General features: G+C 67.7%; 10 protein-coding genes. 3 read left to right on the top strand and 7 right to left on the bottom strand.

Features of this window, described 5'->3' with window-relative positions; genetic code table 11:
* Nucleotides 1-632: 632 nt before the first annotated feature.
* The 4 genes from ACIGW2_RS28535 to ACIGW2_RS28520 all read right to left on the bottom strand — a co-directional run bounded on the left by ACIGW2_RS28535 (nucleotide 633) and on the right by ACIGW2_RS28520 (nucleotide 4,302).
* Entirely contained in the window at nucleotides 633-866 is a 234-nt protein-coding gene (locus ACIGW2_RS28535) for a hypothetical protein (protein ID WP_391651673.1), read from the bottom strand.
* A gap of 713 nt (nucleotides 867-1,579) precedes the next feature.
* Complete coding sequence (locus tag ACIGW2_RS28530) at nucleotides 1,580-1,993, bottom strand: DUF6193 family natural product biosynthesis protein (protein ID WP_391651674.1); 414 nt, start codon at nucleotides 1,991-1,993, stop codon at nucleotides 1,580-1,582.
* 138 nt (nucleotides 1,994-2,131) lie between these two features.
* Nucleotides 2,132-2,644 carry a hypothetical protein gene (locus ACIGW2_RS28525; RefSeq protein WP_399846851.1) on the bottom strand — a complete coding sequence of 171 codons (513 nt, stop codon included), beginning with the start codon at nucleotides 2,642-2,644 and terminating at the stop codon, nucleotides 2,132-2,134.
* Between the two features lie 86 nt (nucleotides 2,645-2,730).
* On the bottom strand, nucleotides 2,731-4,302 hold the full coding sequence (locus ACIGW2_RS28520; RefSeq protein WP_391651676.1) for an acyltransferase: 1,572 nt from the start codon (nucleotides 4,300-4,302) through the stop codon (nucleotides 2,731-2,733).
* A gap of 593 nt (nucleotides 4,303-4,895) precedes the next feature.
* Here ACIGW2_RS28520 and ACIGW2_RS28515 point away from each other — a divergent pair.
* The 3 genes from ACIGW2_RS28515 to ACIGW2_RS28505 all read left to right on the top strand — a co-directional run bounded on the left by ACIGW2_RS28515 (nucleotide 4,896) and on the right by ACIGW2_RS28505 (nucleotide 6,996).
* Nucleotides 4,896-5,141, top strand: coding sequence for a hypothetical protein (locus ACIGW2_RS28515; protein WP_391651677.1), 246 nt, complete (start codon nucleotides 4,896-4,898; stop codon nucleotides 5,139-5,141).
* Nucleotides 5,142-5,404: 263 nt separating this feature from the next.
* Nucleotides 5,405-5,857 (top strand): transposase family protein, encoded by a 453-nt coding sequence (locus ACIGW2_RS28510; protein WP_399846848.1) that lies wholly within the window; start codon nucleotides 5,405-5,407, stop codon nucleotides 5,855-5,857.
* Nucleotides 5,818-6,996 (top strand): transposase, encoded by a 1,179-nt coding sequence (locus ACIGW2_RS28505; RefSeq protein ID WP_399846847.1) that lies wholly within the window; start codon nucleotides 5,818-5,820, stop codon nucleotides 6,994-6,996. Before ACIGW2_RS28510 ends, ACIGW2_RS28505 begins: the two co-directional genes overlap by 40 nt.
* On the opposite strand, the gene ACIGW2_RS28500 is transcribed toward ACIGW2_RS28505, so the two are convergent.
* Genes ACIGW2_RS28500 through ACIGW2_RS28490 form a run of 3 tightly spaced genes read right to left on the bottom strand, consistent with a single transcriptional unit; the run spans nucleotide 6,920 to nucleotide 11,123 of the window.
* Nucleotides 6,920-7,651 (bottom strand): DUF6193 family natural product biosynthesis protein, encoded by a 732-nt coding sequence (locus tag ACIGW2_RS28500; RefSeq protein ID WP_391651679.1) that lies wholly within the window; start codon nucleotides 7,649-7,651, stop codon nucleotides 6,920-6,922. The two genes, ACIGW2_RS28505 and ACIGW2_RS28500, sit on opposite strands and share 77 nt — an antisense overlap.
* A gap of 23 nt (nucleotides 7,652-7,674) precedes the next feature.
* Nucleotides 7,675-10,056: a tyrosine-type recombinase/integrase gene (locus tag ACIGW2_RS28495; protein ID WP_399846845.1), complete on the bottom strand. Its 2,382-nt coding sequence runs from the start codon at nucleotides 10,054-10,056 to the stop codon at nucleotides 7,675-7,677.
* Nucleotides 10,053-11,123 (bottom strand): tyrosine-type recombinase/integrase, encoded by a 1,071-nt coding sequence (locus ACIGW2_RS28490; RefSeq protein ID WP_391651681.1) that lies wholly within the window; start codon nucleotides 11,121-11,123, stop codon nucleotides 10,053-10,055. Before ACIGW2_RS28490 ends, ACIGW2_RS28495 begins: the two co-directional genes overlap by 4 nt.
* Nucleotides 11,124-11,177: the final 54 nt, after the last annotated feature.

The following is an 11,177-nucleotide window of genomic DNA, read 5'->3' as shown; positions in this document are numbered from 1 at the left end:
GCGCGCGGTCTCCTGCGGAGACACGACGCGGAGTGACTGCGTCACTCCCAGGGGGACCGCGGCGCTGCGCGCCGCCGGGCAGAGTGGTCCCGGTGGGCAGTCACCTGCGGTGACTGCGGGGTGGTGCGGGTCGGCTCGGGTCCGTGGGGGCCGACTGGTGGTGGTGCGGGCCGCGTGCACGGTTTCCGGTCTTCTGTTTTGGCTGGCCAGGAGGGGGTTTGACGGGGTGTCGGTCCGGATACCGGGCTCGGCGGCCCCTGCGGGGCCTCCGGAGTTCCGGGTCCTCCGGTCGCGCTGCGCGCTCCCTCACCACCACAGTATGCACACGCCCGGAAACACCGTCCAGCCGCCGGCCCCTCCCACAACACACTACCCACCGTCACACAGGCACCCCGACCCACACAGCAGGTGGTCTACACCAAAAAGACGCAACAAGAGGGGTGGGGGAGGGCCGCGAGCATCGAACAACGGAACCGAGCCAAATACCAAAACCGAATACCCTCCTGAATGCCTCTCAATACCGAAAACGAATACCCGACAAGCCCCAACGCTCCTCCCCCAAAACCCACCTGAACACTCCTCAAAAAGGGTCAGAGCACCTGTTCCAGGGAAAGGAGACGACGGCACCCGACTTATAGGAGGGTGCCGTTCAGGGCGCGGCGGTCGCCGGTGAGTGCGTAGCGGCGGGCGGCGAGGCCGTATTCGAGGGGCTCGCCGACATCGTCACACAGCAGGGCGACGATGTCGGTGGCTTGGGCGTCGGAGAGGTAGGCCGGGGCGATTTCGAGCATCAGCTCGCCGATCTCGTGAGCGCACGCGACGAGCTGGTCGCCGAGGCGCCGTCGTGCGGCGGCGGCCGGGTCCATCGGCGGTTCGGTGGGCGCCGGAGGGGCGGTGCGGGCGACGTCCAGGAGCCGGTACGCTCGCGCGGGAGATACCGAGCTCCGAAGCGCAGTAAGACTCCCACGACGTGTGGCCCAGCGGTTCCCAGATCCGGGCGGCGTGCACGTCGCGGACCCGGACGTCGTCCATCGCCTGGTGCAGCCTGATCGTCATCGCGCGGCGACGCCGGGACCAGCTCGGCGTCGCCCTGGTCGTGCTCGCCCATACCTCCATCGTCCTCCTCGCCGACGGGCGGGCCGGGGCGCTGCCGAGCAGGAACGCGGCTGCGCCCCGGCCGGGCTGCCGACGCCGCAGTTCTGACCCGCGGCGTCGGTCACACGCGCGGGACGGGCGGGGGTTTCGGGGTCTTTTCCCAGGTAAGCGCGTGTGACTGCTCCTCATGTGACTGGCTATGTGACGGTGGCGAGCCCATCCGCGGACGGTCGGCCGCCTGCCCGACGGGCCGCGGGGTGGGAGATGCAGCCCCGCCCCAGCGCGCCCCCGGCCCGCTGCGTCGTGGAGCGCCCGCCCTGGGGTGAGGGGGCGGGCGGGGAGGGGCGTACAAGGGTCTGTGGACGCTCACGTAATTCCCCAGCCAGAAGTTCACGATCTTCCCCAGGGGAATCCCGGAGTCCGCACCGTGGGCGCCGGTCGGCCATGCCCGTCGGACCCGCCTCCGGACGAAAACTCCGGTCGATCACAGGTCTCTTCCGCTCTCGAGCACGGCCAGTTCTTCGGGCGTGCCGTCGAACGCGGGCCCGCAGTCGGGCGGCAGTCGCTCCACGACCATCGCGATTGCCTCCTGCGCTGTATCAGCCCTCCCGACCTTCTGAGTCCGCGAAGGTCCCTCGACGTAGTACGGCCCGGCGTGACCCGGGCCGGCTGCTGTCGGGCCGACGTAGGGAACGTCCCATGTCCAACTCTGCTCAGTGCAGCGACTGAAGTGCAGCTCCCACATCCCCACCCAGGGGAAGAGCTGCCTTAGCCGCGGCTCGGCGTATGCCGCCACAACCAACTCAGCGCTCACCTGATCGGAGTCGAGCAGCTCCCGCCATGCCACTTCCACTTTGTCTGCATGTGACGCACTCGTTGTCATGTTCGAACTCTCCATTGCAGCCATGTTGGGTCGGTGCGATGAGACCCATCGTCCAGCCGTCTGAGCCGTACACCGAGCTGCCGTCCGGACAGGGGTGGGCAATTTGGTGAAGCCGAAGGTGCGACTCGTGGGAATTACTTGAGCGTCGACAGGTTAGGCTCCGATGCCGACCGAGGAGACGTACGCGTAGGCGTTGTAGTCCGAGTCGAGGTCGCTGATGACGTCGTCCCAGATCTCGTCCACCAGGTCCTCGTTCTGGTCGGCGTAGGCGTCGATCAGGTCGCTCCACACGTAGCGGACGGTGATGGAGCGCTGGGACAGGCCGGGTCGGCGGAACCGCTCGTCCACCTGGGTCTGATCGACCGGGTAGATCTCCATCCGGCGGCCGCGGCCGTCGTTGTCGAGGTGCCGCTTGAGCCAGCCGGAGCGGATCAGGTTCTCGCGCCGGCGCGACCAGTAGGCGGAGTCGATGCGCTGGAGGTTCGCCTTCGAGGGCTTGGACTTGCCCTTCATCCACGAGCGGATGGTGCGGTCCGAGACGCCCTGCTGCTTCAGCGCCTCGCGGCCGGCGGTGCTGTCGAGGTAGCGCAGCCGGGCGGAAAGACCGCGCTTGGACGTGACCGGCGAGGAAATGCCCGACGAGTAGACAATCCGGTTCAGTTCCATGATCAGGGCTTCACCGCCCTTCATACCGCGGGTGTTGAACTTCCCGAATTCGCCCCATCGGGACCACAGATCTGGAGATCCGGCCATCAGCGCTTACCCCCCAGAACGTAAGTGTCCTTTTCCTTGACCTGGTTCAGGTCAAGGCCTTCGGGAAATACCGTGCGCCAGTCTCCGGCGACGTGGAGTTCGTCGGTTCCGGAGATCTCCACGATCTGGAGTCCGGCGCGGTGTGCCTTGTTGGCTTTCATCCAAAGGTTCGCGAAGGCCTTTGCTCGGATGATGTGCATCCAGTCCGGACGGCGCAGTTCGCGGTTCGCGCTGGATTCGCCGATGGTGGACACGAATTTAGAATACATGGCCTTCACATAGGCCACGGTCAATTCGTCGCCCTGGGCAAGGGCGGTTTTCCGGGTCTCTGCGAGGGCTCGGCGGAGTTTCTCCAACAGGGCTTCCGTGGCACCGGAGACGAGCGAGCGGTGGATGACCGGGGCGTCGGAGAGGTCCTGGCGGGCGCAGTCGAGCAGCAGGCGGAGCGTGGACTCGCTGACCCACAACTCCCCCGGCTCCATGCGGTTGCCGAGCGGGTTGGGCAGGTTGGGGTGGTCCCATTCGGGTGGGGTGATGAGGTGGACGCCGGACTTCTTGGGGTCGTGGGCGCCGCTGGTGTCCTCGCGTAGTTGGCCGATCGGTAGCCAGCATTTGAGGGCGGACAGGTAGGCGGCGTTCATGTCGAGTGCGGTGACCTCGATCCGCTCGCCCTTCTTCGCCGCCCGGAAAAGCTCCGGGTTGCGCCACTTCGGCCGGCCCTCCCAGATCTCGTCCGCGCCCTTCTGTGACCGCTTGCGGAGGATGTCCTGGGTGGGGGGGAACTCGGAGTGCTCGTAGCGGCCGCCGACCCGGGAGGCCTTCAGCAGCGCCATCACGTCCGGGATCGCGGCTTTGATGAGCAGGGCCTGGGCCGCCTCCACGTCGCCGCCGCACTCGTCCAGGACCTCGCGCGCCCGGTCGGTGATCTGCTCGACCAGCGTCCCGGAGGCGTATCCCGGAGCACTGCGGTGCGGCCGGGATGTCGGCGCGGGCGTCGGCGCCGGGGGCGGGGCCACGGCGGGTTCGGGCTCGAGGTCGGGCGCAGCAGCCGGCGCCGGGGGCGGTGTCTCCACTGCAGGTTCGGGCGGGGGTGGCGTGGTTGCGGTGGCGACGGCCTGGGCGCACTCGTCGGCGCTCAGGTGCTGCGGGAAGCCGTCCAGTTCGTCGCCGGCAGGCTGCCCGCACAGCACGCACGGTCGCAGTGTCACCGCGGGAGCGGGCGCTGCGCTGGAGGGAGAGGCAGTGCCGGCCGGGAGGGGTGCCGTGGGCGCGAGGGGCGGCTGTGCGGCCGGCGCGGGTGCGGGGGTGTCGGCGGGGCGCAGGCTTGGGATCGCGCCGTGGAGTACGCCGACCGCGTGGGTAGGCCCGGCCAGCAGGTCCAGGACGTGCAGGCGGTAGTGGGCGGCGAGCAGGTCGACGTCGTCCAGGCCCCAGTGTTGTTTGCCGGATTGCTTGCGGGAGACCTGTGCTTGGGACTGTCCGAGCCCGGCGGCCAGATCGTTCTGGCGCTCGCCGGTCCGGGTCATCAACGCGGCAACGGTGAGTCTGAGGAGTTCCTCGGTACCCATCATGATGCAACCCTAGCATGGAAATGCAGTTTTAGTATAAGTCATGCGGAAGGTGACTCTCGTACGCATGTCTTCGGGGGTGGCCGAGACGGGCCCGCCGGCCAGGCGGACGCGGCCCCCCAGCGGCACCACGAAACGGCCCGGAGCCTCGATGCCCTGCTTTCGCACAACGCCCAGAGCTTCGAGGACGCGCGCGCCGCGCAGGCGCACCGGCCCACGGTCGCATCACCGACCACCGGGCCGGACCCGCGACTGGCGCTCATCCACCGACACCGCTCTTCAGGTCCGGGGGTGCGCCGATGTCCGCACCTTCAGTCTCGGTTGGGTGTTGTCCTCCGCCGGCGGCCACTGTCAGGGCCGCCTGGCACGATCGTGGCATGGACTACTGGCCCTACCCGCCGGCCGAGGCGGACCCCTTCGACAGCATGCGCACCGAGACGCAGTACATGGTTTTCGGTGGCGACCGCCTCGTCGGCGTTCACCGAGTCGGCACTGTCCGATGCCCCTGACCTGTACCGGTGGATCCCCATGGGCTACAAGATCCTCCGGAGGGCCCAGAAGGTGGCGGTCCACCGGCACGGCGATCTCGTACGGGAGTGGCCACGGTCCGATACCGCGATCCCCGTGTCGACCCCGTCGACCAGCCGATCGGCGAGACGCTGTACCTCGATAACTGGAAGCGAAGCGTGTGCGGATACCGCGTCCTGACGTCACCGAGCACCATGACCGTCGCCGCGGACGCCTACGACTACCCTGCGGCGACCGAGCTGGCCCGCACGGCATCGCGCGCGGAAGGACACGCGCTGGTGGTGTACCTGTACGACGCCGAGAACTGGCACTGACGACCGCGCCTGTTCCGGCCGGGCGGCTGCCAGCCGCGAAGGGCACGGTCACACACGTCCGCGACATGACGGCGGTAGGTACGCAGGGACGTGCCGACACGTGCCGGGTGGTCCGGGGGGGGCGGCTGTGGCTCTGTGAAGAGGCTCTGGCACAACTTCTGTGATGCCGCCACTCTGAGTGACAGACGGACTCCTTCGAGCCGTCCGCGAAGTCGCCCGAAAATGGTCCGTGGACCAGGCGGTGGGGCTGACAGTTCGGGGCCGTGGAAGAGGTTGCGCTCCGACTGAAGGAGCTGTTGTTCCCGTCGATCCCGGACGCCGCGGTGCTGTCGGTGGACGTAGACATCGAGATAGTGCGCGTTGACGCCCAGAGCATCGCGGACGGCGCTGTGTGTCCAGTTTGCGGAGTCTGGTCGAACCGAGTTCATGGTTCCTATCTGCGGTTTCCCGCTGATGTACCGAGCGGTGGCCGAAGCGTTGTCCTCCAGCTGAGAGTCCGCCGGTTCACCTGCGAGAACTCGGGCTGCGCACGCCGTACCTTCGTCGAGCAGATACCTGGCCTGACGCGCCGGCACGGTCAGCGGACCGAGCGGTTGCGCTCCACCTTGGCCGCGGTCGGTCTGGCACTCGCAGGCCGGGCCGGAGCCGGCTTCGCCCATCCGTCAGCCGCAGCACGGTGCTCCGGCTGGTCGACGCACTTCCCGAACCTGAGGTAGCCGCGCCGCGGGTGGTCGGCGTCGACGAGTACGCCACCCGCAAGGGCCGCCACTACGGCACCGTCCTCGTCGACATCGAGACCCGCCGCCCCGTCGACCTGTTGCCGAACCGGGAGGCTTCCAGCCTGGCGGCCTGGCTCGCCGACCGGCCAGGCGTTGAGGTCGTTTGCCGGGACCGGGCGCCGTTCTTCGCCGAAGGCGCCGCCGTCGGCGCCCCGCAGGCCGTCCAGGTCGCGGACCGGTGGCACCTCTGGCACAACCTGAGCGAGGCCGCCGAGCGGGCAGTTTCCCAGCACCGCCACTGCCTGCGAGCCCTTGTCCCTGAGACCCCGGAACCCGACCCTGCCTCCGTCCAGGAAGAAACACCGTCCGATTCACCGTGGCCGACCGGGCACCGGTTCGCCGACCGCACCAGGGCCCGGCATGCCGCCGTCCACGCACTCCTGGAGGCTGGACACAGCCTGCGGTCGGTCCAGCGGCAGCTCGGCATGGCCTGGCACACCGTCAAACGGTTCGCCGACGCCTCGAAGCCGGAGGATCTGTTCACCGGCCAGTGGCAGGACCGGCCCTCGGTCCTCGATGACTACAAGTCCCACCTGGACGACCGCTGGAACGAGGGCTTCACCAACGCGTGGAAACTGTGGGAGGAGATCGTGCCGCTCGGTTATAAGGGCAGCTACCAGCGTGTCCGCGCCTACCTGCACAAGAAACGAACTTCACCGCGACCGGTGAGCGCCCGGCCGCCATCACCCCGAACGGTCTCCGGATGGATCCTCCGCCGCCCAGAAACCCTCAGCGAGCCCGAACAACTCCAGCTCAAGACCATCCGCACCCAGTGCCCCGAGCTCGACGCCCTGACCCGCCACGTCCGATCCTTCGCGACCATGCTCACCGACCGGCATGGCGAACGTCTTCCGGAGTGGCTCGACGCAGTTCGACAGGACGACCTGCCCAGCCTCCACACCCTCGCCGCCGGCATCGACCGCGACCTCAACGCCGTCATCGCCGGCCTGACCCTGCCCTGGAGCTCGGGCGCAGTGGAAGGCCACGTCAACCGCATCATTATGTGGAATCTGATTTGTCAAGATCATTGGCAGTGCCAACGACTGCTGGCCCGCAGTTGGTGGGAAGGTGGATGAGGACCAAGGCAACAGCGTCACGCGGGTTGTCAGTCTCTCCGATGTCCGCCGGTCCGTGCGGCGAGCGGGTCTTCCACCAGGTGACGCGGTACTTCCCGTCCACGGGAGTAATCACTGGAACGTCGTGGGTGTAGGGGAACCCGGTGCAGCGGCTGAAGTTCAGCGTCCGGTGGCTGTGGAAGGGGAACAGGGCTCGCAGCTGTGGCTGGGCGTATGCAGCTTCGATGAGTCCATGGTCCACGTGCCGTGCTGTGGTATGCCGATAGCTCGTCCATTGGGCTTCGACTGCGTCACCGCGCTCGTGGGCTTCGGCGAGCGGACTGTAGTCGACGAACGGGCAGGCGGACTTCAGACGTGCCAAGGCGGCGCCGGATTGCCAAGCACCGATGGCCGATACGACAGCGTCCAAGCTGGTCGTTGTGCCCTTGGCCATCATGACGCCGCGTTCCCAGAAGTTCACGATGAAGGCGCGGTCTGCGATGCCGAGGAGAACGTTGGTCGTCCGGCTGTCACCGTCTACGCGGGCTCCGGACCGCCACCAGCCTGGCGCGCGTTCGGGGAGTACGTCCAGCCCGTGTCCAGCCTGGTGAACGGCCGTCTGCAGGATGCTCTGGAGCGTTTCGTTCCGACCGAGTTCGGGATAGATGCTGGCCAAGTCATCCGTGTCGGGACCAGGTGTCACGATTCCCCCTTTCGCCGATGCACTCCGGGTGCGTTCGGCCCTTTGGCGCTTCCCGACGGCGCGCTGCGTCGGACTTCGACGAGAGGAAGCAACGCGGCGTTTGGGGGTATTCCGATCTGGCGGGGCGTCGGGCCGGCCGGGGTGGGGACATCAGCCAGGCGCGCGAGGAGCTTGTCCAAGGCGGTCTGGCCGTCATCGACGGCCTGGCGTTCGTCGTCGGTCAGTGGGATGGTGACGAGCATGCGCTGAAGATTGCCTTTGGCCTCCAGGATCTGACTCTTGGTGGAGTCCTTCGGGGTGTAGAAGTCACACTTGGCGCACGCCATGCGGTGCTGGCACTGCTCGAAGAAGGTGTAGGTGCAGTAGCCGTGGCCGAGGTCGTAGTGCTGCCAAGGATCACCGGCCGCTGCGGCGCCGGAAGCGACCGCGTCGCGGTCGACCAGGACCTCGATCGTGCGGACGTTCCGCTCGAAGTAGCCCGCCTCGGAATACGCTTTGGACAGGGTGTTCGGAGTGATCTTCGCGTAGTACTGGGTCGATTGCGGTGATCGGTGTCCGAGCCAGGCCTGCAGTTCGAACAGCGTCATCGGTTCCTTGGCGTTGTAGAGCTGGCTGGCGATGGTGGACCGGGCTCGGTGGCTGGTGATGTTCCCGCGGACGTCGGCGTCCGGGACTCCGGCCTTACGGCAGAGCATTGGGATGATCGTATTGTTGATGTAGTGCGTGGAGACGCGACGGGCCCGGATGGCGAACAGCAGGTCGACGCGCTCGCCGGTGCGGCGGTCGGTGAACTTCGGCTGATCCGGGCGGATGGCCTGCCAGGCATCGACGGCCTGGCCGAGGATCGGGTCGACCGGCTTGGTGAAGGCGGTGCCGGTCTTGTGGGGCGGGACGTCGAGGAGACAGACGGTGTCGCGGGCCAGGACCTGCTGGGAGTCACCGGTGATGAGGGTGCCGTCGTGCTGCCAACGAATGCAGCCGACCCTCAATCGGGCGATCTCGTTGCTGCGTTGACCGGAGAACAACCAGGTCAGTGTGACCGCGCGGACCAGTTCGAAAGGGTAGAACTGCCCGGCCTGGGACTGTGGGAGATCTGCAGCTTCCAGGTTCAAACCCGCCCACAGAAGCTTCGCCCAGACCTCATCGGCGATCACCCGCGGGTCGGGGCCAAGGAGGGCCGTGATGCTGCGAGGGATCGCCAGCGCGCGCAGTGGGTCGAAGCTGCGGGGCAGCCACTCCCATTCCTGGCAGTCCTTGAAGAACGTCCGCAGCGCGGTGATCTGCGCGGCCTTGGTCGCCGCTTCGAGCGGCTTGCCGAGACGGTCTCCCAGGCCGGCCGTCCGCTGAACGTAGTCACCGACCCTCATCCGGTCCACCGCGGCGATCCAGGTCGCGCAGGTCTGCCTCGTCCAGAATGTCGGGTCAGCAGTGTCGGGCTGTTCCGCGGCTATCCACCGGCCCACCCTGAGGAGGGCGGAGCGCATGGCCCCGCGGACGCCCGGGGTGAGCGTGGAGGTGGTGTGCCAGCGATCGACCCATTGTTCCCACGTCTTCGCGCCGCCGGTCGCCCGTGCCGACTGGCGGCCGGTGATGGGCTGCGGAGGATCACAGAATCCGAGTTCGGCAACCGCCCGCTGGGTGGCGTGCAGGGTGTGGCGCTGTGAGCCGGCCAGCATCTTCTCGCTCCGAACCCGGTCGAACAGCGAAGTGTCGAGATCCTCCAAATGCGGGCTCCGGTTGAGGAGAAGCAGCTGGCAGACGACCATCGGCAGCAGCGTGTCATCGTCCCGCCCCAGTTGGTAGCCCCAGGACGTGAGGACGGCGCGGATGCGGGCGATCTCGCTGGTCACCAAGCCGCGTCCGAAAACCCGCCAGGACAGGGTGAGTCGCTGGAAGCTGCCGAGTCGGTGGAATTCGTTGAAGGAGCCCAGCAGGTATGCGTGCGCGGCGAGATAGGGGCGGACCTCGTCGTTGACCCAGCCCGGGGCACGCTCGTGGAACTCAGTCTGGTTGCGGCCGAGCAGATGGATCCACTCCTGCGGGGTCCATCCCCAAAAGGTTCGGCCAGTGTCGGCGCAACGTGTCAGCAGCACGGCGATCACGTCGAGCATCGCACGTCGACGGTGCGGGGTAGGTGGCGAGTCAAGAGCGGCGTTGACCGCCTCCAGCGGGACCAGCAGACGGTGGACCGCCCGCCAGCCGGCAGCGGACGGATCGTGGTCCTTGAGCCGGCGCAGATTCCGCACCCCGAGTTCGCTCACTGCCACCGCCTCGACGGGCCGGACCTCGACAGCAGTGTCGTAGTGGTCCGGAATGATCGGCCAGGACCAGCGTTCGGGCCCGTTCTCAGGGGGCAGGTCCAGGCGAGATGTGTTCACCGTGCCTCCTTCGTTGCCGTGCCGTTCGGGGAGGTGAGTGCCTCAATTCGCCACGCGTGGATGTGCTCCATGCCGCGGGCGAGCTTGTCGGCCAGGTCACGGCCGGACAGGTGGATGTACTGCAGCGTGGAATCGGTGTTGCGGTGGCCGGCGAAGGATGCGATCGTCTGCAACTCCCACCCCATTCGGGCCAGATCGGTTAGACACAGATGCCGGGTGGTGTGGGTCGAGAAGCGCGGGACGCCGGACGTCACGGCGATCCGCCGTACCACCTTCGACCAGGTCCACAGGGTCAGCGGCTGTCCGTGGTTGCGCCGGGACTCCGACAGGAACAGCGGCCCCCTGGCCCGGCTGATCGTGGCCCGGTGGGCGAGGTAGGCCGACATCAGCACGCCGGTCGACGCCGAGTACGGCACCACCCGCTCCAGCCGGTTCTTCGTCGTCTCCGCCCGCACCCTCAGCGTCCGGTGGGCTGGATCGAGGTCGTCCGTCCGCAGCGAGCACAGCTCCTCCCGCCGCAGCGCGCCGTCGTAGGCCAGGGCCAGCATTACCCGGTTGCGGACCGGCTCCTCCCGCGCGACCTGAAGGATCCCCAGCCACTGCTGTTCGCTGGGGATCCACGGCAGCTTCGTAAGCCGCGGTACCAGTCCGTGCTGCTGTCCGCCTCGTCGGCGCCCAGGGGTGTAGCGGCCGCAGCCCACCGGGTTCGACTCGCGCAGGCCCTCCTCCATGAGGAAGTCGTAGAACAGACGGACCGGTACCAGGCGCTGCTGGATCGTGGCGTTCGCCAGCCCCGACCCCGAGTCGATCGCCACCACATTCACACCCCGCCGGTGCGGTCGTGACATCAATTCCCTTACATACAGGGCGATGTGCGCACGGCCTGCGGTGACCGGGTCGACGTCCTCCCGCTCGCACATCACCAGGTACTCAGCCAGCCCTCGGGCGTAGGCGTCGATCGTCCTCGGCGCCCGACCGAGATCAGTCCAGATCTGCAGCCACACCGCCGCCTGCTCATGCCGGCCCAGCACCGGCCACTTCTTCCTCAGCACCGTCGTGCCGCTCAAGCCATCTCCCAAGTCCGTGGTTGCACCGGGGAGACATGATCGCCCCGGACAGAT

The organism is Streptomyces sp. NPDC053541 (genome assembly GCF_044544705.1).
Classification (GTDB): Bacteria; Actinomycetota; Actinomycetes; order Streptomycetales; family Streptomycetaceae; genus Streptomyces.
This window is presented reverse-complemented; position numbering and strand designations above follow the sequence as displayed.